Annotated in this window: 23 protein-coding genes and 1 other RNA gene; 12 read left to right on the top strand and 12 right to left on the bottom strand. The window is 44.6% G+C overall.

Annotation, left to right across the window (positions count from 1 at the left end; translation table 11 throughout):
• Positions 1-5 precede the first annotated feature (5 nt).
• Genes AC1DFM_RS05595 through AC1DFM_RS05585 form a run of 3 tightly spaced genes read left to right on the top strand, consistent with a single transcriptional unit; the run spans position 6 to position 4,077 of the window.
• Complete coding sequence (locus AC1DFM_RS05595) at positions 6-746, top strand: TrmH family RNA methyltransferase (RefSeq protein ID WP_477075732.1); 741 nt, start codon at positions 6-8, stop codon at positions 744-746.
• 6 nt (positions 747-752) lie between these two features.
• The gene (locus AC1DFM_RS05590; RefSeq protein ID WP_477075731.1) at positions 753-1,787 is read left to right on the top strand and encodes a hypothetical protein; all 1,035 of its coding nucleotides are present in this window, start codon (positions 753-755) and stop codon (positions 1,785-1,787) included.
• Positions 1,753-4,077 (top strand): hypothetical protein, encoded by a 2,325-nt coding sequence (locus AC1DFM_RS05585; protein WP_477075730.1) that lies wholly within the window; start codon positions 1,753-1,755, stop codon positions 4,075-4,077. Before AC1DFM_RS05590 ends, AC1DFM_RS05585 begins: the two co-directional genes overlap by 35 nt.
• Here the strand turns inward: AC1DFM_RS05585 and AC1DFM_RS05580 are convergent, their stop codons facing one another.
• Positions 4,078-5,313 carry an FtsX-like permease family protein gene (locus AC1DFM_RS05580; protein WP_477075729.1) on the bottom strand — a complete coding sequence of 412 codons (1,236 nt, stop codon included), beginning with the start codon at positions 5,311-5,313 and terminating at the stop codon, positions 4,078-4,080.
• A 158-nt stretch (positions 5,314-5,471) separates the two neighbouring features.
• On the opposite strand from AC1DFM_RS05580, the gene AC1DFM_RS05575 reads away from it, so the two are divergent.
• Positions 5,472-6,761, top strand: coding sequence for a type IX secretion system plug protein (locus tag AC1DFM_RS05575; RefSeq protein ID WP_477075728.1), 1,290 nt, complete (start codon positions 5,472-5,474; stop codon positions 6,759-6,761).
• A 61-nt stretch (positions 6,762-6,822) separates the two neighbouring features.
• Here AC1DFM_RS05575 and AC1DFM_RS05570 read toward each other — a convergent pair whose 3' ends face one another.
• From AC1DFM_RS05570 to ffs, 5 genes are all read right to left on the bottom strand, one after another.
• Entirely contained in the window at positions 6,823-8,133 is a 1,311-nt protein-coding gene (locus tag AC1DFM_RS05570) for an NAD(P)/FAD-dependent oxidoreductase (protein ID WP_477075727.1), read from the bottom strand.
• A gap of 261 nt (positions 8,134-8,394) precedes the next feature.
• The gene (locus AC1DFM_RS05565) at positions 8,395-9,105 is read right to left on the bottom strand and encodes an MIP/aquaporin family protein (protein WP_477075726.1); all 711 of its coding nucleotides are present in this window, start codon (positions 9,103-9,105) and stop codon (positions 8,395-8,397) included.
• Positions 9,106-9,133: 28 nt separating this feature from the next.
• Positions 9,134-10,627, bottom strand: coding sequence for a glycerol kinase GlpK (glpK, locus tag AC1DFM_RS05560; RefSeq protein ID WP_477075725.1), 1,494 nt, complete (start codon positions 10,625-10,627; stop codon positions 9,134-9,136).
• 156 nt (positions 10,628-10,783) lie between these two features.
• On the bottom strand, positions 10,784-11,434 hold the full coding sequence (gene fsa, locus AC1DFM_RS05555; RefSeq protein WP_211971751.1) for a fructose-6-phosphate aldolase: 651 nt from the start codon (positions 11,432-11,434) through the stop codon (positions 10,784-10,786).
• 125 nt (positions 11,435-11,559) lie between these two features.
• Positions 11,560-11,659, bottom strand: an RNA gene (gene ffs / locus AC1DFM_RS05550) — signal recognition particle sRNA small type.
• Positions 11,660-11,851: 192 nt separating this feature from the next.
• Here ffs and AC1DFM_RS05545 point away from each other — a divergent pair.
• Positions 11,852-12,304 (top strand): DUF5684 domain-containing protein, encoded by a 453-nt coding sequence (locus tag AC1DFM_RS05545; protein ID WP_477075724.1) that lies wholly within the window; start codon positions 11,852-11,854, stop codon positions 12,302-12,304.
• 45 nt (positions 12,305-12,349) lie between these two features.
• Here the strand turns inward: AC1DFM_RS05545 and AC1DFM_RS05540 are convergent, their stop codons facing one another.
• Positions 12,350-13,087, bottom strand: coding sequence for an RDD family protein (locus AC1DFM_RS05540; protein ID WP_477075723.1), 738 nt, complete (start codon positions 13,085-13,087; stop codon positions 12,350-12,352).
• Between the two features lie 127 nt (positions 13,088-13,214).
• On the opposite strand from AC1DFM_RS05540, the gene AC1DFM_RS05535 reads away from it, so the two are divergent.
• Genes AC1DFM_RS05535 through AC1DFM_RS05515 form a run of 5 tightly spaced genes read left to right on the top strand, consistent with a single transcriptional unit; the run spans position 13,215 to position 18,578 of the window.
• Positions 13,215-14,210, top strand: a complete 996-nt coding sequence (locus tag AC1DFM_RS05535; RefSeq protein ID WP_477075722.1) for a stage II sporulation protein M — start codon at positions 13,215-13,217, stop codon at positions 14,208-14,210.
• A gap of 1 nt (position 14,211) precedes the next feature.
• Positions 14,212-14,994: a hypothetical protein gene (locus tag AC1DFM_RS05530; RefSeq protein ID WP_477075721.1), complete on the top strand. Its 783-nt coding sequence runs from the start codon at positions 14,212-14,214 to the stop codon at positions 14,992-14,994.
• Positions 14,991-16,217 carry a DUF4350 domain-containing protein gene (locus tag AC1DFM_RS05525; RefSeq protein ID WP_477075720.1) on the top strand — a complete coding sequence of 409 codons (1,227 nt, stop codon included), beginning with the start codon at positions 14,991-14,993 and terminating at the stop codon, positions 16,215-16,217. Before AC1DFM_RS05530 ends, AC1DFM_RS05525 begins: the two co-directional genes overlap by 4 nt.
• A gap of 3 nt (positions 16,218-16,220) precedes the next feature.
• Complete coding sequence (locus tag AC1DFM_RS05520) at positions 16,221-17,201, top strand: AAA family ATPase (protein WP_477075719.1); 981 nt, start codon at positions 16,221-16,223, stop codon at positions 17,199-17,201.
• Positions 17,202-17,225: 24 nt separating this feature from the next.
• Positions 17,226-18,578: a DUF58 domain-containing protein gene (locus tag AC1DFM_RS05515; protein WP_477075718.1), complete on the top strand. Its 1,353-nt coding sequence runs from the start codon at positions 17,226-17,228 to the stop codon at positions 18,576-18,578.
• Here the strand turns inward: AC1DFM_RS05515 and AC1DFM_RS05510 are convergent, their stop codons facing one another.
• The 5 genes from AC1DFM_RS05510 to gatC all read right to left on the bottom strand — a co-directional run bounded on the left by AC1DFM_RS05510 (position 18,579) and on the right by gatC (position 21,562).
• Positions 18,579-19,268 (bottom strand): hypothetical protein, encoded by a 690-nt coding sequence (locus tag AC1DFM_RS05510; protein ID WP_477075717.1) that lies wholly within the window; start codon positions 19,266-19,268, stop codon positions 18,579-18,581.
• Between the two features lie 36 nt (positions 19,269-19,304).
• A complete protein-coding gene (locus tag AC1DFM_RS05505) occupies positions 19,305-19,895 on the bottom strand; it encodes a riboflavin synthase (protein ID WP_477075716.1) in 591 nt (196 codons plus the stop codon).
• A gap of 21 nt (positions 19,896-19,916) precedes the next feature.
• Positions 19,917-20,477, bottom strand: coding sequence for a cob(I)yrinic acid a,c-diamide adenosyltransferase (locus AC1DFM_RS05500; RefSeq protein ID WP_477075715.1), 561 nt, complete (start codon positions 20,475-20,477; stop codon positions 19,917-19,919).
• A gap of 87 nt (positions 20,478-20,564) precedes the next feature.
• On the bottom strand, positions 20,565-21,266 hold the full coding sequence (locus AC1DFM_RS05495) for an ABC transporter ATP-binding protein (RefSeq protein WP_477075714.1): 702 nt from the start codon (positions 21,264-21,266) through the stop codon (positions 20,565-20,567).
• A 5-nt stretch (positions 21,267-21,271) separates the two neighbouring features.
• Complete coding sequence (gatC, locus tag AC1DFM_RS05490; protein ID WP_477075713.1) at positions 21,272-21,562, bottom strand: Asp-tRNA(Asn)/Glu-tRNA(Gln) amidotransferase subunit GatC; 291 nt, start codon at positions 21,560-21,562, stop codon at positions 21,272-21,274.
• A 145-nt stretch (positions 21,563-21,707) separates the two neighbouring features.
• Here gatC and trpS point away from each other — a divergent pair, with 145 nt between their 5' ends.
• Positions 21,708-22,715, top strand: coding sequence for a tryptophan--tRNA ligase (gene trpS / locus AC1DFM_RS05485; protein WP_477075712.1), 1,008 nt, complete (start codon positions 21,708-21,710; stop codon positions 22,713-22,715).
• 48 nt (positions 22,716-22,763) lie between these two features.
• Positions 22,764-23,399, top strand: coding sequence for a deoxynucleoside kinase (locus AC1DFM_RS05480; RefSeq protein ID WP_291917476.1), 636 nt, complete (start codon positions 22,764-22,766; stop codon positions 23,397-23,399).
• Positions 23,400-23,477 lie beyond the last annotated feature (78 nt).

Raw genomic sequence — 23,477 nt, 5'->3', positions numbered from 1 at the left:
GTCCCATGTTGTCAAAGGCGCAAATTAAATATATTCAATCATTACAGCACAAAAAAAACAGGCAAAAATCCAGCCAGTATGTAGCCGAGGGTGATAAGATCGTACAGGAGCTGCTACAGGCGGGCATGCCCGTGAAAGGAGTATTTGCAACAGCCGATTGGCTGGAGCAGCATACTGCGTTGCTGGATAGGTTGCCTGCGGGTGCAGTAGTAACAGTGGATATAGCGGTACTGAAACAATTGTCGTCGCTCACTACGCCTAACAGGGCTATGGCTTTACTGGACATGCCTGCACCGGTTGATCCTTTGCCGGCAGCCGGCACGGTAGTGCTGGCGCTGGAAGCCATACAGGACCCGGGTAATATGGGTACACTGATTCGTATTGCCGACTGGTTTGGCATTACGCAGATTATTTGTTCCCCTGATTGCGTGGATGTATATAATCCTAAAACAATTCAGGCTACCATGGGTAGCATCATACGGGTACGTATAGCCGAGTACGATATCCGGGAATTATTACAACAAACTTCCCTGCCTTCTTACGCAGCAACTTTACATGGTCAGAACATCGCTGATTTTCGGGTCATGAAAGAAGGGGTTATCCTGATTGGTAATGAAGGAAGGGGATTAACGGAAGAAGTGATTCGCCTGGCTACCCACCGGATCACCATCCCCCGCCTCGGCGGTGCTGAATCATTGAATGCTGCAGTAGCAGCAGGTATTATCTGTGGCCGCCTGCTTATTTAATCTGTCATGATACCCCGCATCTGTTTTATTACCTTGTTATTATTAATGGCGGCTTGTCATCAGCCTACGCATCGTGGGAAAGTAACGCCTGCCTTTTATTACTGGAAACAAACCTGGACGGGCAACCCCCAGGAGCAGCGATATGTTGACCAGCTGCCGGCAAAGCGTTTATACATTAAATTGTTTGATGTAGACCTCGATGAGGTGACCAAAGCCCCGGTACCAATAGCTATTTTCAGGAAAACAGCGCCCTTACCGGCGAATGTGGATATCGTTCCCGTGGTATTCCTGATGAATGAAGTATGGGTAAAGGCGGACAGTACACTGGCCGGCAATGTGGCCAGGTTAATAGCCGGGCTATGCGACAGCATCCCGGGAGCGAGGATTCCGGAAATACAGCTGGACTGCGACTGGACCCAGGGCACCCGCGATGCCTATTTCTCTTTTATCAGGCAAATCAAACAAACACCTTTCTTCCGGCAGCGACGTATTTCCGCCACCATCCGTATGTATCAGGTGAAATATACTACCCGTGCCGGTATTCCGCCGGTAGATAAGGGCTTGCTGATGTGCTATAATATGGGAGATCTGCGTAAACCCGGCACGCATAACTCTATCCTTGACCCGGAAGTAATGGACTCCTATCTGGGAGATAGCAGGGTGACGGAATATCCCTTACCTTTGGATATCGCATTACCGCTTTTCGAATGGAGTGTTTTATTCCGCCGTGATGTTGGGTATGCAGGAATTTTAAGGAATGTTGGCGCACCGGAATTGAGAAATGCAAAGCTTTTTGCCCCAGGCCCCTCTAACCTATACACGGTACTGCAAGACACCATACTGAATGGCTATCCGCTCACGAAAGGAAGTGTTATCCGAAGGGAAACCAGCGACCCGGCCGCATTGACGGCAGCGGCTAAACTGGTGGCCAAACAACTGCAAACAAAAGATCCTTTTATTATATTTTATCATCTTGACTCGTTGACGCTTGAAAAATATCCATTGAATGAACTACAAGAAATTATCCGCCTTTTTAATTAGCTTTTTTGCTGTTTTTTTCGGGAATGTGATCTACACGTTGTCGTGTGGCCCCGATCCAGACCCTTACGATTATTACATTTCCTTCTTTAGCCCACTGACGAAAGGCGGAGGCTATGAGCCATTTTATTATACCTCGATGTCGCAGTTTTATGCGGACCCTACGCCTTCAGAAGAAACGGCGAATGTGGCCGACTGGCAAAACTATACCGGCAGTAAGGTAACGGAGAAGGATATACGTGAATGCATTTATACCTATACCGCCGAGCAATTGTCGGCCATTGCTACCGGCAACAACTCATTACCGGATAGTGTGAAGCAGAATAGCTTTGCACAGTTTTTATTGAAAGATAAAAACCAGGAAGCAGCGCAATACTTATCATTTGCTAAAACCTGTGAACCTGCTGTGATCAATGCCGACCCATGGTCTGTGCCAGAGCGGAATAATATTCTACTGGGTAATCTGTACAAAACCGGAGAAGAGTTGCTGAATAAAGCAAAAGATAAGGATATACGCGACAGATATGCCTTTCAGCTGATTCGTCTGAAACACTACCGCAAAGATTATCACGATGCCATTACCGCTTTTGATCATTTTTTTGAAGGAAAGGAATTGTCTTCCCTTGTATATTTCAAAGCATTGGCGTTGAAAGCCGGTGCCCTGCTACGTTTGAAAGATTCCGTACAAAGTGCCTATATATTTTCACGTGTGTTTGAGAAAGCGCCTTCCTTGCGCATTTCCTGCTTTACCAGCCTGATGTGGTGCAATACTACCCGAAAGCAGGTGTATCCGCTGTGTAAGGATAACCACGAAAAGGCAATGGTAGCAGCGGTTTACGGCTTTGCCAACAGCGAACCGGATGTTGACGCCTTAAGGCAGGTATACGCCCTGGACCCGGCTTCTCCCGCTTTAAATATATTACTGGCCAGGGAAATCAATAAAATGGAAAGTGACTATCTGAGTCCTACCCTGGAAGAAGCGCAGCCGGGATACGTAAGCTACCGTAGCTCTTCTGCTGAAGAGAAAAAAGCGTTAATCACCCGCACAAATGCACTGCAAACCGTGGTGGATAGCCTCGTGAGTAAGGGCCAGTTAAAAGATATGGACCTGTGGCGGGTATCATCTGCCTATATTTCCTATATCCGCAGAGATTATCCGGCAGCACAAGCGAAGTTAGCCGAAGTAAAAACCAAAGATCCCGCAGTGAAAGATCAATGGGAAATAGTGCGTCTGCTGGTGAATATTAATCAACAGAAGGTTATTGACAATGCCTTTGAATCCAGCCTGCTGGCCTCTTTGAAATGGCTGGACAGCAAAACGCCGCAAAATCCTAAAACGAATGAATGGTGGACCGGTACAGATAAATCCTATATTTTCCGGAAAACATATCGCAATCTGTTATTCGCAGTACTGGCGCCGCGCTACCATCAGCAAGGCGATCAGGTGAAAGAAGTGCTGGTAAGAGGACGTTGCGATTCTCTGTATATGAATGGCTGGGGTGTTTCCGGTCAAACAGCGATTGGTCAGGTAACGGATGATATGAAGTCGGCCGACCTGCTTAAACTCAACGATTTCCTGCATCAACCAACGAAAACGCCGTATGAAACTTACCTGGCGGGCTTCTTCCCAAAATCACTGAATATGAATAAAGTGATTGGAGAAAGCTATATGCGGGTACATGATTTTGCTAATGCGCGCGACTGGTTCAAAAAAGTACCTGCAGCAGTACAGGCTGTTTCCTATCAGGTATTTCGTGAGCAACTGCAGGATTTTGGAGAAGACACTGCCAGGGCTGGTTTCAACAAACCAATTACCCAGCAACAGTTTTGCGAACGCATGGTGCAGTTAGAAGAAAAAATGAAAACCGCTCCGGTACCTTCCAATGTTTACTACGAGTATGCGTCCGGGTTATTCAGCATTTCTTACTATGGCAAAACCTGGTATTTCGTAAAAGATTATCGTCCCTCTACGCTCTGGTACGAATCCAAATGTGACAAAGATCCGTTTGAAAAGCAGTATTTCGGATGCTATAACGCAGAAAGCTATTATTTAAAAGCAGCGCAAGCCAGCACCGACAGGGAATACAGGGCCAGATGCGCGTTTATGGCTGCCCGTTGTTCTCAGAAACATACCGCTGAAAATACGGATCACGACAAATACGTTACTGCGTTGATACGTAACCGTTATTTTCCTTTATTGAAAGATAATTTTGGCCAGACGAAGTTCTATCAGCAAGTATACAATCAGTGCAGTTACCTGCGCGATTATGTAAAAGTTACCCGTAAGAAATAATTACTTGAACTGAATAGCCTTAACAGGCGTGATGCGTTTTATGATAAGTGAAGGTAGCAGCAAAATCAAAGTACAAATGAGGAAGGTGCCAATGTTGATCAACAGGATATCTACCCAATGTATAGAGATCGCTGCTACCGACATGTAATAAGATTCTTCCGGTAATTTAAATATGCCGGTGCTCTGTTGCAGGAAAGCAATGCCCAGTCCGAAGAAGTCGCCAATCAGAATACCCAGCAAGATGATGTAGGCGGCCTGGAAAATAAACACCTTTTGAATATCCCAGTTGCGCATCCCCAGTGCTTTGGTAATGCCCACCATGTTGGTACGTTCGAGTATCAGGATGAGTATAGCCGTAATCATGTTAATGATAGCCACTATCGTCATAATGATAATGATGATTAATTCGTTTTGGTTTTGTAGTTGCAGCCAGTCGAATATATTGGGATAGATGTCTCTGACAGTGCGGGTAAACAACTCTTCCGGTAACAGGTTATGGTATAAATAGATGGCCGTAGAATCCATGTTATGGTAGTTGTTCAGCGTTATTTCGTAACCACCTACCTGTGTGGGTTCCCAGTCGTTGAGCTTACGCACCAGGTTCAGGTCACCGATCACGTATGTTTTATCATATTCTTCGATACCGGTTTTATAGATACCCGTTACCGTTAGTTTGCGGGCACGGGGAGGTAATCCGCCGCCCTGAATAAAGTATATGATCGCTTTATCATTTACTTTCAGCTGCAGTTCTCTGGCCATGTACTCGGAAATCATAATTTCCGGTGAGTAAGCTGAATCATTGAACTGTAGCAGTTGACCTGATTGCAGGAAACGCTTTAACTGTGGCCAGTCGTAGCTTTTATCTACTCCTTTAAAGATAATGCCGTCTATTTCTTTTTCTGATTTGACGATGGCCGACTTGGTAGCATAGCTACTAACGGTTTTGATGCCGGGGGCCAGTTTTATGCTGTCTATCAGGCTATTTCTTCCGGTAAAGGGGATTTCTTCTGTAAGAGGACCCGCATTGGGTTGGTATTGGTTAACATGAATATGTCCCCAGAAGCTGAATATTTTTTCCTGGATTACCTGTTGAAAGCCGTTTACCAATGCTGTAGCCAGTATCATTACCGCAACGCTGATCGCCGTAGCGGCAACTGCAATATTGATAATGAATTTGGAAAAAGTAGATCCCTTATTGAAAGCGATTCTTTTAGCAATAAAAAATGATAAACGCATGGGACAAATATATACGGAAAAGCCGAAAGCATAAAGCCGAAAGCAAAAAGCCATTGAAGCAGATGATTATATGGGATATCATGTGCTGTAGTTATTCGCTTCAGTGGCTTTTTGCTTTCGGCTAATTGTAGTAACTTCAACATTATCAAACTCCTGATATGCGTATAGCAGCATTTTTTTTAATAGCCATTACTGTTTGTTTGTTGAGTGAAAAGATGGCGGCACAGGTAGGTGCTATTACCCCAGACCATGTGTATTACAACAATATCAGATCGGTAAAATTTAACCAGGCAGGTGATCCGCTAAGTATGCCGATGTATACTATTGGCGGCGGAGATAAGTTGGTATTGTCTTTTGACGATATGGACAATGATGTGAAAAACTATTACTATTCCTTTGTGCTTTGTAATGCTGACTGGACACCTGCGCAGGTGAATCAGCTCGATTATCTGCGAGGTTTTTCGGAAACGAGGATCATGAATTATAAAATGTCCAGTGTGGCCCTGGAGCGTTATACGCACTACACGGTGCAGCTGCCGGGTACCAACAGTTACCCCGTGAAGTCAGGGAATTATGTGCTGAAAGTATACCTGGATAGTGATACCTCGCAGCTGGCATTTACCCGCAGGATGTATGTAGTAGAGAATAAGGCAGGTATTTCAGGTTTTATTCAGCAACCTATTGCGCCTAAATTATTCCGTACGTTTCAGAAGATTAACTTCGAAGTAAATACAGCGTCGCTTAATATCCAGAATCCGTTTGATCAGATTAAGGTAGTCGTGTTACAAAATTATCGTTGGGACAACGCTCTTATTGGACTTAAACCACAATTTATCAACGGTAGTGTATTAAAGTATAATGCGGAACAGGATTGCGTGATGCCGGCAGGAAAGGAATACCGGTGGATAGACTTGCGCAGTTTCCGCCTGCAAACGGAGCGGGTGCAGCGATCGGAATATCATAGCAGTAGTACCGATGTATTTGCAGTACCTGATGTGGAACGCGCTGATAAAATATACCAGTTCATTAAAGATATCAATGGGCGGTACTATCTGGCCACGCTGGATGATTATGATCCTAATTTTGAAGGAGATTATGCATCTGTGCATTTCTCTTTTGTGTCGCCTGAACCCTATGCCGGATACGATATGTACCTGTTTGGAGAGTTTACCAATTACGAGTGTAACAATACCAACAAGTTAACTTACAATGGCGCTACCCGCGCTTATGAAGGCACTTTCCTGTTGAAGCAGGGCTACTACAATTATATTTATGGATTGGTAGATAAAACCCAACCTAACCCTAAATTTGATACCTCACTGACGGAGGGCGATTGGTGGGAAACGGAGAACAACTATACCATCTTGCTGTACTATCGGGCGTTGGGTGGAAGGTCTGATGAGTTAGTATCTTCTATTACGTTGAACTCTATCTTAAACAGGAAATAGGGAGAAAAGCGAATAAAAATAAAGGGAGATGAGGTACTCATCTCCCTTTATTTTTATATAGTTAATTGATGCTCTGCCTAAGTTTTACGATGTTGGCAGCACCACGTTTTATAATGATGCGGGTACCTCTTTCATAAGTAAAGTAGCGGTAAAACCAGTTAATGAATACCACCAGTTTATTTCTGAATCCGAGTAAGCTCATGAGGTGTACCACCATCCAAACCAGCCATGCCGGATAACCGCTCATGCGAATGCCGGCAATTTCCGCTACGGCCCTGTTACGGCCAATGGTGGCCATACTGCCCAGGTCTTTATAGGTAAAGCCTTTCATGGGTTTGTTAGCCAGTGAGAGGCGAAGGTTATGAGCCAGATTTTTACCTTGTTGTATGGCTACCTGCGCTACCATTGGATATCCTTTAGGGTAGCGGGGATCATTGGTCATTTGCGCCAGATCACCGATCGCGTATACATTGGTCAGGCTTTTTATCTGATTCAGTTCATTCACAATAATGCGGCCATTGGGAAGTATGATATCCGGTGGAATACCTTTTACAGGAATGCCTTTTACGCCGGCAGACCATAGGAGGGATTGCGTTTGTATCATTTCGCCGGTGCTGAGGGTAACGGTTTTGCCGTCATATTCTTTTACGCCGGTGTTGGTCATTACGCGAACGCCTAAGTCCTGTAAGGCTGCCAGTGTTTTCTGAGAAGTAGTTTCACTGAAAGAGGCCAGTAATTTGGGACCGGCTTCAATGAGGTATACATTCATCAACGATTGCGGTAAAGTGGGATAATCTTTAGGCATGATGTACTTGCGCAATTCTGCGAAAGCGCCCGCCAGTTCTACGCCGGTAGGGCCACCACCTACCATGACGAAATTGAGTTTGGGTTTGATATCTTCCGGGTTCTGGAGCAGCAGGCTTTCTTCAAACTGTTTTACTACATAGTTTCTGATTTGCACGGCTTCAATCAGTGATTTCATGCCGATGGCATTTTCTTCTATGTCTTTATTGCCGAAGAAGTTGGTATTGCTGCCGGTAGCGAAAACGAGGTAGTCGTAATGAATTTCACCGATACCTGTTTCCAGTATATTGTCTGATGTTCGTAGGCCGGTTACTTCCGCCATGCGGAATACCAGGTTTTTTTGTTTCCGGAATATGCCGCGGAGTGGAAACGCGATGCTATCTGGTTCCAGGCCGGCAGTAGATACCTGGTATAGCAGGGGTTGAAAAAGGTGATAATTATTCCTGTCTAATAGTACAACCTGTACGGGCACATGTTTCAATGCTTTGGCCAGGTTGACGCCTCCGAATCCGCCGCCTACAATTACTACGCGGGGTAGTCTGCTGTCCGGTATGTTGGGCTGAATCATAATTCATCAGTTTATATGGTGCAGAAATTTTGATGATATCGAATAGTATGTCATTGGGCCTCAAATGGCATACCAGTGCTAATTTTTATCAAAGTTACTAAACTTTCAGAAAAAAATGAAAGTTATAATGGTTTTGTTTTATTTTTTAGGGAGATGAATACCTTGTTTTTATTTTTTGGGAAGATAAAAAAGAAGGAGAGCGAAGATGGGCGCTGTTTTGCGCGTTCTTAGCTCTCCTTGTTATTCGTGAAGAAAGTTTATTTACTGCAGGAAAAATTTAAAAATAAAAGCGGCGGCGGCGGCACCTGACAGTGGGCCGAGGATGGGAATCCAGGCATAGCTCCAGTCGCTGTCGCGTTTTCCGGGAATAGGAAGGAGGAAGTGCATTAACCGGGGACCAAAGTCGCGGGCGGGGTTGATGGCGTAGCCTGTAGGTCCGCCGAGTGATAAGCCAATGGCCAGTACCACGAGGGCTACCGGCAGGGCATCCAGCGAGCCGATGCCGGCAGTAGGGCCGGTAATGAAGCAAATAGCCAGTATAAATACCATGGTGGCCAGGAACTCGGTCAGGAAGTTGTATTTGTTGCTGCGTATGGCAGGAATGGTGCAAAACACGCCCAGCTTGGTATTGGCGTCGGGAGTTTCATCGAAATGCTGTTTATAACAAAGCCATACGATGAGCGCGCCCAACATAGCGCCGGCCACTTGTGCCGCTACATATCCGGGTACCAGCTCCCAGGCAAATTTTCCCTGTAATGCCTGTGCAAAAGTAACCGCAGGATTCAGGTGGGCGCCGCTGTATTTTGCTGTGGCATATACGCCCACAAATACAGCCATGGCCCATCCCATGGTGATGACCATCCAGCCACCGAGATTGCCTTTGGATTTATTTAGTATAACGCTTGCGACTACACCGTCTCCCAGCACAATAAGAAATGCGGTTCCAAGAACCTCCGCTAAATAAGGTGACATAAGTTGTGTGAAATATTAGGTAGATAAATTATTCTTCAGTCCATGCCTGTGCTGCTCTGATAGCGCGTTTCCAGTCTTTACATAATCTTTGGCTCTCTGCCATTTCCATAGAAGCGTCGAAGGTGGCATCTATTTTCCATTGTTGCGCAATGGTTTCGATGCTATCCCAGTAGCCTACGGCGAGGCCGGCGAGATAAGCGGCGCCGAGTGCGGTGGTTTCAGTAATGGTAGGACGTACTACCCGGAGATGGGTGATGTCTGCCTGAAACTGCATGAGCATATTGTTTTTGGTAGCGCCGCCATCTACGCGTATTTCGGTGATGGGCATGCCGGCATCGGCTTCCATCGCTTTCAGCACATCCATGGTTTGGAAGGCAATGCTATCGAGCGCAGCACGGGCAATGTGGGCGGCAGTGGAGCCTCTGGTTAATCCTACCATGGTACCGCGTGCATGTTGATTCCAGTAGGGGGCGCCTAATCCGGCGAATGCAGGTACCAGGTATACGCCGTCGCTGTGAGGCACCGTAGCGGCGAGTTTTTCCACATCAGCGGAGTGACGGATAATACCCAGTCCATCGCGGAGCCATTGTACCACGGCGCCACCGATAAATATGCTGCCTTCCAGTGCGTAGCTGGTTTTGCCATTAATTTGCCAGGCTACGGTAGTGAGCAAATTATTTTTAGAGGGGATGGGCTTGTCGCCGGTATTTAATACGAGGAAACAGCCGGTGCCATAGGTATTTTTGATCATACCGGGTTGGGTACATAGCTGCCCGAAAAGTGCGGCCTGCTGATCACCGGCAATACCGGCAATCGGAATGCGATAGGGGGTGAGCACGGCTTCTGAATAGCCATATACTTCGCTGGATTGTTTTACTTCCGGTAACATGGAAGCGGGGATATCAAAGAGTGCGAGTAATTCGGTGTCCCATTTCATGTCGTGGATATTAAACAACAAGGTGCGGGAAGCATTACTCACATCTGTGATATGGAGCTGTCCTTTGGAGAAGTTCCAGGCCAGCCAGCTATCTACAGTACCGAATGCCAGTTCGCCATTTTCCGCACGTTTGCGGGCGTCGGGGATATTGTCTAATATCCATTTTACTTTGGTGCCGGAGAAATAGGCGTCGAGGCGAAGGCCTGTTTTATCTTTAACGAATTGTTCTTTTCCTGCTTTGATAAGTGAGTCGCAATAGGCGGCGGTGCGGCGATCCTGCCATACGATGGCGTTATGGATTGGTTTGCCGGTTTTTCTATCCCATACGATGGTGGTTTCGCGTTGATTGGTGATACCCATGGCGGCGATGTCTTCTCCGCTTACTCTTGCTTTGAGGATGGCTTCAGCTGCCACACTGGCCTGGGAAGTCCATATTTCCATCGCGTCGTGTTCTACCCATCCGGGCTGTGGAAATATTTGTTTGAATTCTTTTTGGGCTACTGCTTTGATGCTGCCATCGTGATCAAAGATGATGGCGCGTGAACTGGTAGTCCCCTGATCCAGCGAAAGGATATATTTTCCCATTAGGTTTTCAGTTTATTGTGGGTATGCGTGGATATTATCTTTGAATTTAACTAAATTCTTTAATAAAATGTTTTCCCGCAGGGAGCGGGTTTGCAAAAAAAATCCCCGGCGCAATTACTGCACCGGGGATACACCATCTAAAAAAATATCTGATAATTACATTTTCTTTGCGTCTTCGAGGAATTTCGCCAGACCGATATCCGTTAATGGGTGCTTTAGCAGGCCCAGGATAGAGTCTAACGGGCAAGTACATACGTCAGCACCAACTTCTGCACATTTCACGATGTGGAGTGCGCTACGGATAGAGGCTGCGAGGATTTCAGTTTTGTAACCCTGTAAGCTGTAGATCTGTGCAATTTGTGCAATCAGTTCAACACCATCCCAGTTGGTATCATCAATACGACCAATGAACGGAGATACATAAGCAGCACCTGCTTTCGCAGCCAGGATCGCCTGACCTGCAGAAAATACGAGGGTACAGTTTGTTCTGATACCGTTATCAGTAAACCATTTGATGGCTTTTACCCCGTCTTTAATCATTGGTACTTTCACCACGATGTTGGGGTGAATAGCGGCCAATTTCTTACCTTCTTCAATTATAGATTTGAAATCAGTGGAAAGCACTTCTGCACTCACATCACCATCTACTATTTCGCAGATATCTTCGTAATGTTTAATGATCGCTGCTTCACCTTTAATACCTTCTTTTGCCATCAGGGATGGGTTGGTAGTTACACCATCAAGAACGCCAAGGTCATGAGCTTCCTGTATTTGCGCCAGATTAGCTGTATCAATAAAGAATTTCATACTATGATAAATTAGTTGTCAGGAAATGAACCTTTTGTGGAAGATGCTGTCATTAGTGAAAGAGGTGGAGAAAATAGCAACCAGATACTATTGACGAGCAACTAATGACAATAAAAAAAGAAAAAAAAAGGCAAGTTACTTATATCGCACCGCTACAACCACCTACCCTTGCTACATTCCTGTCCTGGGGGAGTTCAGTAGGAGCTGGTCGTATAAGACTTGCCGGTTGCAAAGGTAATATAATGTGTTGAATCTCCAAATATTAGCTGAAAAAAAATTGAAGTTTTTTTTCAATCCGTATTTCTACGCATTCTTTGCATGTTAATAATGTAGTAACTATGTATATAGCGGGAAAATATATATATTTGGGTAACGAACCTCTGTTCACTGTTTAAACACTATTAAATTTAACCTCTTATGCAAATTCTTCAAGCAAATCCTTATGAAGGAAGTAGCGCCATGGGCGCAATGTTCGGTGGTACTTTCTTAGTTTTCTGGCTCGTAATAATGGTATTCTTTATTATCTGTGGCTGGAAGATCTTTGAAAAAGCTGGTGAGGAAGGATGGAAATCCATTATTCCTATTTATAGCAACATCATACAGCTTAAAATTGTAGGTAAGCCATGGTGGTGGATTTTCCTGTTATGTATTCCTATTGTCAACATCGTGATTGCCATCATGCTGGTGAATCTGCTAGCTAAAAGCTTCGGTAAAGATATTGGATTCACCCTGGGATTATTATTCCTGGGCATTGTCTTTTATCCAATTCTCGCATTCGACCGTACTATCACGTATAAAGGTCCGGCAGGTGATCCTACCCGTTTCAACAACGTCAACGATGATTTAAATTCGATCGGTAAAACTATCTAATCGATAAACAAATAATTAAAAAGGCGGCCTGCATGGGCCGCCTTTTTAGTTTCTGGTAGTATAATAGTTGTAATCGTTCAATACCGTTTCCAGGAAGTGGGTGTGCGACATATCACTGTCAATATGCAATACATCTTTTACCCGATAAGCCACCCGGGCAGCGAGTTCATCGTCTTTTGCCATTAACGCACGATCCAGCAACTCCTTCACTTTGTTCATATCCCTGTCGGATAATTTCATGATCTGCGGGAAATGTGGTTTATAATCACTGTGGGAAAGATCCCGGAAAATAGTTTCTTCAATGCTACCTTTTCGCTTGGTGCTGATAACGATGGTACCTGCAATCAAATCTCCCAAACGCTGACTGTATGGGGTTCTTACAATAGAAATGATAGGGACCAGTATGGGGATTATTGCCATAAAATAGAGGGGTGTTTCAATCAGCCGGAAAATCCATCTTATCAGGTGCTGGCTAACACTGGGCGCATTCCCCATCATACTTACTACTCTTATATGCAACAGCTTTTTCCCCGGTGTAGATCCCTGCATGGGAATTTCCATCATCGGGAAATAGAACATGACAGGAAGAAATACCAGGAATATATAGACAATGATATCGGCATCCATGCTCAGATGGAACGCATCCAGCGCAGCCTGCATGGCAAAAATATACGCCACGCGTATAGCAAAATCAATTAACCAGGCCAGAAAACGCTTGACAATATCAGCCGACTCAAATTCGAGATCTATATTAAAAGAAGTTGGTATTTTTATATCTGCCATACTCAAATTTACATATTTGTTTATATATTGTTAAACGATTTAGTAAGTTTGCTGGTATTCCCCCATTAGTAACCCATTACTGTAGTGTAGGTAATATCTGTATTTAAAAGGGAAAGAAGAACTCATTATGAGAGAATCGCTGTTTATCAAAAAGAATTTGTCCCGCTGGAAACAATACCAGGAGGAGCCCACAGATGACCCTGATGAAATGGCGGAAAGATTTGTATCAGTATTGGATGATCTGTCTTACGCTAAAACATTTTATAGCTTTAGTAAGGTAACCCGCTATATCAATGGGCTGGCTGCTGGTATCTATCACCGTATTTATCAGAATCGTAAGGAAGAGGTAGGCCGTTTTCAGCTMTTTTTCAAATACGAATTACCATTACTGTTTCGCAGATATCATCGCCTGCTACTGTTTACGTTGTCCATTTTCGTCCTGTTCTGCGCCATCGGCGTTTTCTCTTCTGCCCATGATGAAACCTTCGTGCGTGGTGTATTGGGAGATGAATATGTGAATATGACGGAACGGAATATAGCCGCCGGTGACCCTTTTGGCGTGTATAAGGATAACAACCCGGTATTAATGTTTTTCCGTATCGCCATCAACAATATACAGGTGTCATTCCTGTGCTATGTAGGAGGTATCCTCTTCGGCGCAGGTACCTTATACCTGCTGGTGCGTAATGGCGTGATGCTGGGCGTTTTTCAGTACCTGTTTTTTACACATGGACTGGGCTGGAAGTCCATACTGGTCATCTGGATACATGGTACCCTGGAAATTTCGAGTATTGTTATTGCTGCCTGCGCCGGCATACTTTTGGGGAAAAGTATACTTTTCCCCGGCACCCGTAAACGGATTGACTCTCTTCGCAAAGGAGCCAAAGATGGTATTAAGATCATGGTCACCCTGATACCGGTTTTTATTGTGGCCGCTTTTCTGGAAAGCTTTGTTACCAGACATACAGGGATGCCGGTGGTATTAAGTCTTTTTATCTTGTTGTCGTCATTGAGTTTTATACTGGGCTACTTTGTTTTTTATCCCATCTATCTGCATAAAAAAGGATATCGTTTAAGTGCGGAAGGGAAAGTCATGATCCCATTTACCCTTTCAAAGCAGTAACATGATAAAATATTTTTGGATAAAGAGCGCTGTACTGTTGTTGCTTTGTTTGCTTCCATTAAAAAATATAGCGCAAACAGCGTCGGCTGATTTGCCCGATAGCACTGTCACTGAGCAAATAGATAGTGCATCTGTGGCAGCGGGCGGAGAGGAGGAAGAGGATTATCAGGAGTATGCACCTTATCACCAAATGCGCCATGTACCTGACTCATTGGTCAACGCACTGAAAGCCAATAAAAAATTACAGTACCAGACTATCAAGGATACCTCTTCGGAAAAATTTCGCTGGCTGGACAGATTTTTCGATCTCCTGGCAAAGTCTTTCGGAACGCTTCGCTATGTGTTGATGGCATTAGTGCTGGCTGGATTAGGTTTCCTGGTATACCGGTATATGAAAGCCAATGGCATGACCTTGTTTCGTAAGCCGGCGCTCATTGACGGTCTGACAGAAATACAAACAGAAGAACTGCACAGCGGGGAAGAATATGAAGAGAAAATTAAATCAGCTATTGCAACGGGAGATACCCGGCAGGCCATACGCTGGTGGTATCTCTATACACTCTTTCAGCTGGCCGCTAAACAAATGATTGTAGCCGGCAGGGAGAAAACCAACAATGATTACCTGCGTAGTATGCGTAGTTCTCCTTACTATAAAAAGTTTGCAGCACTCACGCTGGATTATGAATATAGCTGGTATGGCGGATTTGAGGTAAGTGAAGACAGTTTCAGGAATATCAACCAGGAATTCCGGGATTTTAATAACGCAATAGGAAAAGCTTCGTGAATACTAGACCCATTTATATCATCGGATCGGTAGTGCTGGTACTGGTATTACTGATGGCCATTGTTGGCAACCTCGGTATTAACCGGGAAGAGCAAAGCAACAAGATGAGCTGGTCTTCTTTTTCCAGTAAGGATAAGAAAGCCGGAGGGGCTTATGCTGCCTTTAAAATGCTGCCGGAGTTATTTTCCAAATATTCCATACAGGTAGTGACCAAGCCATTTGCGCGCACTTATGAAAAAGATCCTGAGCTGAAAAAGCCCGGGAATAGCTATATTTTGGTGGCAGACCAAATGTATACAACTGAAAAAGATGTGGATGCCATGCTGGAATATGTGTCTGGTGGAAATGATCTGTTTATTGCTGTCAACAATCCCGATCCCTATCTTGCCAAACAACTCAATTTCAAAACAACCTGGGGAGGCAACCATCAAGACTTCAAAGAACGGGTGGCACAATACTATCAGGATTCTATTGCGCCAATAGATACCAGCTTCGCGTATGAAGGCATGATCAGTGGCAGCAGCTTCTCGTCTGTAGATACTACCACCACGACTATTTTAGGTAGTAACGGGCAGCACAAACCTAACTTTATCCGCATTGCCTACAGCCACGGATATGTTTATCTGTTGCTGAACCCTTATACCTTTACCAACTATTTTGTATTACATAAGAAGAATGTGGCGGCCCTGGAAACACAGATATCTTATTTGCGGGATCTCGCCGGCAGTGTATATTGGGATGATTTTTACAACGCACAACACAGCGCACAGTCAGGCGATTTCAGTGAATGGCAGGTGCTGATGCGGTATCCGTCTATGCGATGGGCATTTTTTCTGGGCCTCGCTTTGCTGCTGCTGTATGTGATATTTGAAAGTAAACGCCGGCAGCGGATCATCCCGGATAAACCAGTGTTTAACAATACATCTGTGGAGTTTGTAGGCGCTATCGGGCAGCTGTATTATCAGCAACACAATAACGATAACCTGGCGCATAAAATGATCCTGCACTTGCTGGAGTATATACGTACCCGTTATTATCTTAATACCAATATACTCAATGAGGAATTTGTAGCTGCTTTATCGCGTAAATCCGCCATGCCGGAGGCTGATATCAGAACACTGTTACAAATGATGCATCACATACAGATCGAAGGAAATATAAGTGATGATTACCTGAGAGAATTTTATAAACGCATTCAACTATTTTATTTAAACACGAAATAAATAATGGATACCAATACATTTCAACCCAGAACTGATTTTTCTGCTTTACACGAAGGGGTAGAAGCCATCAGAGAGCAAATAGGAAAAGTAATTGTAGGGCAGCATCAGATGGTAGACCTGCTGATTACAGGCTTACTGACGCAGGGGCATGTACTGATAGAAGGTGTTCCTGGTGTGGCCAAAACATTGACCGCTAAACTGCTGGCTCAATGTGTGGACGCTGACTTCAGCCGTATCCAGTTCACCCCGGATCTGATGCCTGCGGATGTATTGGGTACTTCCGTATTTAATCCGCAAACAAGAACGTTCGAATATAAGAAAGGACCTATTTTCAGCAACCTGGTATTGATTGATGAAATTAACCGGGCACCGGCTAAAACACAATCTGCCCTCTTTGAGGTGATGGAAGAAAGACAGATTACCAATGACGGTACTACCTGGTCGCTCGACCGCCCGTTTATGGTGATTGCCACCCAAAACCCCATTGAACAGGAAGGTACTTACCGCCTGCCGGAAGCACAGCTGGACCGGTTCCTTTTTAAAATAGAAGTAAAATATCCTGACCTGCAGGAAGAAGTAGCCGTATTGCGCAGCATTCATCATTTTAATGGAGAAACAGATCTCACCAAAATGATCAGCAAGGTGGTAACTACCGCACAGATTATTGCGTATCAGCAACAGGTAAGGCAAGTAGTAGTAGACGATAAATTGTTCCACTATATCGCGGCGATTGTGAATGAAACACGTATGAATTCATCGCTGTACCTGGGAGCTTCCCCACGCGCCTCTATTGCTATTATGAACTGTGCCAAAGCTACTGCTGCTATGAGGAACAGGGATTTCGTTATTCCTGACGACGTAGTAGAAATGGTGCCACATGTATTGCGTCACCGCATCATCCTGACGCCTGAAAAAGAAATGGAAGGCATTAAGACGGATGATGTGATTGCACAGATTGTTAAGATGGTAGAAGTACCGAGATAGCCGCCAGCTAAAAGCTAAGAGAATATGTCCGCAACTGTAAAGAATAATTTATACCAGATACTTTTTTTTACCAACAGGCTTTATCTCCTGCTGGGATTGAATAGCCTGTTGTTTGTATTGGCATTCTTTTTCCCTGGCCTGTACAATGTGGCCATCGTGGTGTTCATTGTGTTGATGGCGTTGGTGCTGATGGATATAGTATTATTGATCCTGCGGCCATCAGATATAGTTTCGCTGGAGCGCAAAGCCAGTAACCGTTTTAGTAATGGAGATGATAATGAAGTATTGCTGGATTTTTATAACCGCTATCCTTTTCCGGTATTTGTAAATATCATAGATGAATTGCCTTTTCAGTTCCAGGAACGAAACTTCCTGTTGAAAGCCAAAGTAGGACCGGGTACCTCACATGTTTTCCGGTATGTACTTCGTCCGGTTGAAAGAGGCGGCTATCATTTTGGTTATAGTAATGTATTTGTGAAAAGTGCGCTGGGGATTATCAGTCGCCGTTTTGTGTTTAATAATGAGCAGGCCATCAGCGTGTACCCCAGCTTTCACCAGTTACGCCATTTTGAATTATACTCCTACATGAACCGGCTGAACGAGATAGGTGTGCATAAGCGCCGTGTTATTGGTCATAGTATGGAGTTTGATCACATTAAGCCTTATACCAAGGGCGATGATGTGCGCATGTTAAACTGGAAGGCATCTGCCCGTACCGGTAATCTGATGGTGAATAATTATGTGGAAGAAAGATCTCAGCAGGTGTATTCTATCATCGATAAAGGGCGTACTATGAAGATGCCGTTTAATGGATTGTCGTTGCTGGACTATGCCATTAATGCATCGCTGGTATTCAGTAATGTAGCCATTAACAAAGGGGATAAAGCAGGATTGGTCACCTTTACGGAGAATAAAGTAGAAGTGTTACCGGCAAGTAATAAAAAGATCCAGGTAAACAAAATCCTGGAGATGCTTTATGGGCAGGAAACGCAGTGGCAGGAAAGTGATTATGAAGCGTTGAGTGTACAATTGCGTAGCAGCGTATCTACCCGGTCGTTGCTGATGGTGTATACCAACTTTGAGTCGATGTCCAGTTTACAGCGGCAATTACCTTTTCTGCGTCGTTTGGCGCGTTATCACCTGTTGCTGGTGGTATTTTTCGAGAATACGGAGCTAAAGAAAATCACGGAGCAGCCGGCGCACGACATAGAAGGAATTTACAAACAAACGATCGCACAAAAATTTGCGTACGATAAAAAGCTGATTGTAAAAGAGCTGGCCAAATATGGTATTATGTCGTTGTTAAGTACACCGGAACATTTAACCCTGAATGTGGTGAATAAATACCTGGAGTTGAAATCCCGTATGCTGATATAGTTATTGTCTTCTTTTTCTTTTGTTCCCTTCGGGAGAAGTTTTTATGATCAGGGAATCATTGTCAGGGGCTTGTTTTACGGGGATAACAGACCTGAGGTACATGCGATTGTTGTACTTGTACCAGGCTTCCACTGTTACTGTTTTGATGGTATCGTTTTTAGGTAATAGCAGATCCTGTCCAATGATGGCGCCATCAGAGGTGACGAACCTGATGGAAGTGGTATCCAGGGGAAACACTTTCCCACTATTAAATTTCCCTTCTACATTCAGATAAAAGCGTATATCGCGTTTGATGCTATCGGCATAATGATTAAAACGGATGCCGGTAATATAAGGCAGTGTGATCGTGGTTTGTAATGGATTATCATTGCCGGCAGCTACGGTGAGTACCACGTGGTATTGATCGCTGATCAGTTGTGCCCTGTCGAAATAAAGGATGCCGTTCCGGATGTTGCCGTTGCTGCTGCTGACGTTTAGTTTATTCCACCGGTAGTTGCCTTTTCCATAGCCGGTAGTAGCTTGTGTGGAGCTATCGCTGAAGAACAGTGTAATGGCGATGGGGGCGCTGTTATACAATTCGGCTACTGCCGATGGATCATAGCTTCCCTGTATTCTCACTACGCGTGCCTGTTGGGCGTTTGCCAACAGGGTAGAGAAAAGCAGGGCGTAGCAGAGAAAGTGTTTTAACATTCAGCTGTCAACTTTAGTCAATGATAGCAAGGAAGGTTAGTTCCTTACTGCTAATTGCCGGGCCACATATTTACCAAGAATATCGAATTCCAGATTGATGAGTGCACCTTTCTTTATTTTAGATACGTTGGTATGTTCGTAAGTGTATGGAATGATGGCAACAGAAAATTCATTGCTGGTTACATCAAATACGGTGAGACTGATACCGTTCATGCAGATACTTCCTTTTTCCACGATGAGTGCGGCAAATTCGGAAGGGAAGCGGAAGCGGTATAACCAGCTGCCATTTTGTTCTTCGCAGGAAATGCATTCTCCTACGCTGTCTACGTGGCCTTGTACCAGGTGGCCATCTATGCGGCCGTTGAAGACCATGGCTCTTTCCAGGTTTACGAACTGGGTAGGTGAAAGCTGCCCGAGGTTAGATTTTTGCAGGGTTTCTGTTACGGCAATGGTTTCGTAAGTATCGCCCTGGATGTTGGTGACGGTAAGGCATACGCCGTTATGTGCCACGCTCTGGTCTACTTTTAATTCGCGGGCCAGTGGTGTTTGTATCGTGATAACCAGGTTACCGCCGTCTTTCCTGGTAGATACTACTTCTGCTAGTGTTTCTATGATTCCTGTAAACATGAAGCTAATTTAAGAAAATTTCTATACCCGGGGTTTCCACGGAATTTCATCTACGCCCAATTTGTGTCCTACCCAGCGTGCCAGCACAAAAAGGTAATCACTAAGGCGGTTAATATATTTGAGTACCAGTGGTTCAATGAACATCTCGTGCTCCTGCATGCCTACGCAGAGGCGTTCTGTGCGGCGGCAAACGCAGCGGGCGATATGGCAGGTAGATACTGCAACATGGCCACCGGGCAGAATGAAGGACTTCATAGCAGGAAGTTCTTCATTCATCTGGTCGATGCTTTTCTCCAGCAGGGTGATATCTGCTTCGTGGAGGTCGGGTATTTTTAATTTGGTTTCTTTATCGGGATCGCAGGCCAGGGCGGCGCCGATGGTGAAGAGGCGGTCCTGTATTTCGCGGAGTAGTAGTTTAGTATCCGGGTCTGCGATATGATCATTCACGAGGCCGATGTAGGAGTTGAGTTCATCAACGGTGCCGTAGGCATCAATGCGTACGTCGCTTTTGGGTACTTTGGTACCGCCAATGAGGGATGTTTTTCCTTTATCGCCTGTTTTAGTGTATATCTTGAATGACATGGTGGCTGTTTGGTGCAAATTACGAATTAGTGGTTATAAACGTGAAAGGCGCTGATACCAGCGCCTTTCACGTTTATAACTTTTCTCTTATGCGATTACTTTCTCATTAATCCGGTCTGATTCAATGACGCCGTCTCTTAACCGGATCACGCGTCTGGCGTGATCGGCAATATCTTCCTCGTGTGTAACCAGTACTACGGTATTGCCGGAGGCGTGGATACTACCAAAGATATCCATGATTTCCACGGATGTTTTGGAGTCCAGGTTACCGGTAGGCTCATCGGCGAGGATGAGGGAAGGGTTATTGACCAGCGCGCGGGCAATGGCCACGCGTTGACATTGACCACCGGACAGTTCGTTGGGTTTGTGTTTATAGCGTTCGCCCAGCCCTACCTTTTCCAGCATGGCAATGGCTCTTTCTGTTCTCTCTTTTTTACCGATGCCGGCATAAATCAGTGGGATGGCCACATTTTCCAGTGCGGTCAGCCGGGGCATCAGGTTAAATTGTTGGAAAACGAAGCCGATTTCTTTGCCGCGCACGGTAGCGAGGTCATTGTCTTCCATTTTACTCACATCATGTCCGCTCAGCACATACTTACCGGAGGTAGGTGTGTCGAGGCATCCCAGGATATTCATCAGGGTGGATTTGCCGGAACCGGAAGGCCCCATGAGCGCTACATATTCATTTTTAAAAATGTCTAGTGCGACTCCTTTGAGTACCGGTAGTTCATTTTTTCCGAGAAAATAACTTTTCCTGATTCCTTCGAGATGAATGACGGACTTTTGCATGTGGGTTATTTCTTTATAATTTTCGGCACTTTAAAGTATTCCTCAGTAGCGGAAGGTGCGTTCTGCAGGGCTTCTTCACGGCTGATACCTGGGATAACCTTATCTTCCCTGAAAACATTATAATCATCTGTCAGGTGAAGTAATGGTTTCACGTTGGAGGTATCCAGTTCATTCAGTTTCTCCACGAAGGTAATCATGCGTTGCAGTTCTCCGCGTATTTCTACCTTCTCCTGGTCGTTAAATTCCAGTCTGGCCAGATCTGCCAGTTGTTGCACCAGCGCGTCGTTCACTTCCATAATCAAATTAAATCAAAAGATAATGAAATATAAATGGTAAATATGATAGTATCTCAAAATTAGGGATAAACGGCCAGAAAACACAGAAAGGAGGGGCAGCTTTTTKCTTTCTGCTTTCGGGTTTTTGATTAAATTGCGCCCTGTTATGGCTACTCAAAAAGAAATTGTGGTAAGCGGCATACGCCCCACCGGTTATTTGCATTTAGGCAACTATTTTGGCGCAATCCGTAATTATATCCGGATGCAGGAAGAATTTAACTGCTACTTTTTTGTGGCAGACTGGCACTCATTAACAACACATCCTGATCCTAAGGACCTGAAAGGTAATGTAATGAGGGTGCTGGCGGAGAATATTGCTTCCGGACTTGATCCGGAGAAAGTAGCGTTGTATGCGCAGAGCGATATTCCTGAAATACCAGAATTGTATTTGCTGATGAATATGCTGGCCTATGTGGGCGAGCTGGAAAGAGTACCTACGTTCAAAGATAAAGTACGTTTGCAGCCACAGAACGTGAATGCGGGATTGCTGACTTATCCAGTCCTCATGAGTGTGGATATATTAATTCAGCGTGCAGTAAAAGTGCCGGTAGGTAAGGATCAGGGACAACACCTGGAAATGGCCCGCAACTTTGCACAACGTTTCAATCATCGTTATGGAGATTTGTTCCCTGAGCCGGAAGCATTCAACTATGGAGATGGACTGGTGCGTATTCCCAGCCTCGATGGTGAAGGAAAAATGAGTAAAAGCGAAAATGAAATGGCTACGCTTTATCTGGCAGATGAGGATAAACTGATTATAGAAAAGGTGAAGAAGGCTAAATCCGATACTGGTACTGGTGTTCCAGGTACACCTATTCCGGATTCTGTGCAAAACCTGCTGGATTTAATGAAGTTGGTATCTGCACCAGACGCTGCGCCTTTCTTCACAGACCAATGGAATACCACTGGTAATATGCGCTTTGGAGATCTGAAAGGACAGCTGGGATTAGATATGGTGAAGTTCATTTCTCCTATCCGTGAAAGAGCGAAAGAATTGCAAAGGGATACTAACTATCTGGAGAAAATTATGAAAGCCGGTGCAGAGAAGGCAAGAGCGAATGCGGCACAAACTTTGCAACAGGCGAGAAAACTTATTGGTTTAAATTATTATTGAAAAAGTCGCCAACTGTAGCTATTTTCAATATTTACCACCTATCATCGCATGGCAAAACAGAATAAGATAAAGCATATCGCTATCGCCGGAAATATCGGAGCTGGCAAAACTACATTAACAGAAATGCTGTGTCGTCATTACAAATGGCATCCGCAATATGAAGATGTAGAACACAACCCATATTTGAATGATTTTTATGAAGATATGCCCCGCTGGTCTTTCAACCTGCAGGTGTATTTTCTGAACGGCAGGTTAAAGCAACTGCTGGAAGTGCAGAACGGAAAAGAAACGGTGATCCAGGATCGCACCATCTATGAGGATGCGCACATTTTTGCGCCCAACCTCTATGAAATGGGATTGATGACCAAGCGTGATTTCGATAACTACTTCAACTTCTTTGAAACGCTGAAAAGCATGGTGAAGCCACCGGATCTGCTGATTTATCTGCAGGCCTCCGTTCCTACGCTGGTGGCGCAAATCCAGAAACGAGGAAGAGAGTATGAAGAGAATATCCGTTTGGACTATCTGAAACGCCTCAACGAATATTATAACAACTGGATCGAGAAGTATGATGAAGGTCCTTTGTTGATTATTGATATTGATAAAAATAAATTTCCGGAAAGTGATGAGGATCTGGGAGAAATTATTTCCAAAATTGATTCTCAGTTGTATGGATTATTCTAGGAGGAACTAGTAAATAAAGAGCAGAAAGCATAAAGCAGAAAGCAAAAAGCTATTGTCGCGTATATCACTCGCTACAAT

The sequence above is a fragment of the Chitinophaga sp. 05T412 genome (genome assembly GCF_056396465.1).
This window is presented reverse-complemented; position numbering and strand designations above follow the sequence as displayed.

Coding starts and splice junctions, on each gene's coding strand:
- AC1DFM_RS05595 (WP_477075732.1), top strand. CDS start 6: ATGTTGTCAAAGGCGCAAATTAAATATATTCAATCATTACAGCACAAA.
- AC1DFM_RS05590 (WP_477075731.1), top strand. CDS start 753: ATGATACCCCGCATCTGTTTTATTACCTTGTTATTATTAATGGCGGCT.
- AC1DFM_RS05585 (WP_477075730.1), top strand. CDS start 1,753: ATGAACTACAAGAAATTATCCGCCTTTTTAATTAGCTTTTTTGCTGTT.
- AC1DFM_RS05580 (WP_477075729.1), bottom strand. CDS start 5,313: ATGCGTTTATCATTTTTTATTGCTAAAAGAATCGCTTTCAATAAGGGA.
- AC1DFM_RS05575 (WP_477075728.1), top strand. CDS start 5,472: ATGCGTATAGCAGCATTTTTTTTAATAGCCATTACTGTTTGTTTGTTG.
- AC1DFM_RS05570 (WP_477075727.1), bottom strand. CDS start 8,133: ATGATTCAGCCCAACATACCGGACAGCAGACTACCCCGCGTAGTAATT.
- AC1DFM_RS05565 (WP_477075726.1), bottom strand. CDS start 9,105: ATGTCACCTTATTTAGCGGAGGTTCTTGGAACCGCATTTCTTATTGTG.
- glpK (WP_477075725.1), bottom strand. CDS start 10,627: ATGGGAAAATATATCCTTTCGCTGGATCAGGGGACTACCAGTTCACGC.
- fsa (WP_211971751.1), bottom strand. CDS start 11,434: ATGAAATTCTTTATTGATACAGCTAATCTGGCGCAAATACAGGAAGCT.
- AC1DFM_RS05545 (WP_477075724.1), top strand. CDS start 11,852: ATGCAAATTCTTCAAGCAAATCCTTATGAAGGAAGTAGCGCCATGGGC.
- AC1DFM_RS05540 (WP_477075723.1), bottom strand. CDS start 13,087: ATGGCAGATATAAAAATACCAACTTCTTTTAATATAGATCTCGAATTT.
- AC1DFM_RS05530 (WP_477075721.1), top strand. CDS start 14,212: ATGATAAAATATTTTTGGATAAAGAGCGCTGTACTGTTGTTGCTTTGT.
- AC1DFM_RS05520 (WP_477075719.1), top strand. CDS start 16,221: ATGGATACCAATACATTTCAACCCAGAACTGATTTTTCTGCTTTACAC.
- AC1DFM_RS05515 (WP_477075718.1), top strand. CDS start 17,226: ATGTCCGCAACTGTAAAGAATAATTTATACCAGATACTTTTTTTTACC.
- AC1DFM_RS05510 (WP_477075717.1), bottom strand. CDS start 19,268: ATGTTAAAACACTTTCTCTGCTACGCCCTGCTTTTCTCTACCCTGTTG.
- AC1DFM_RS05505 (WP_477075716.1), bottom strand. CDS start 19,895: ATGTTTACAGGAATCATAGAAACACTAGCAGAAGTAGTATCTACCAGG.
- AC1DFM_RS05500 (WP_477075715.1), bottom strand. CDS start 20,477: ATGTCATTCAAGATATACACTAAAACAGGCGATAAAGGAAAAACATCC.
- AC1DFM_RS05495 (WP_477075714.1), bottom strand. CDS start 21,266: ATGCAAAAGTCCGTCATTCATCTCGAAGGAATCAGGAAAAGTTATTTT.
- gatC (WP_477075713.1), bottom strand. CDS start 21,562: ATGGAAGTGAACGACGCGCTGGTGCAACAACTGGCAGATCTGGCCAGA.
- trpS (WP_477075712.1), top strand. CDS start 21,708: ATGGCTACTCAAAAAGAAATTGTGGTAAGCGGCATACGCCCCACCGGT.
- AC1DFM_RS05480 (WP_291917476.1), top strand. CDS start 22,764: ATGGCAAAACAGAATAAGATAAAGCATATCGCTATCGCCGGAAATATC.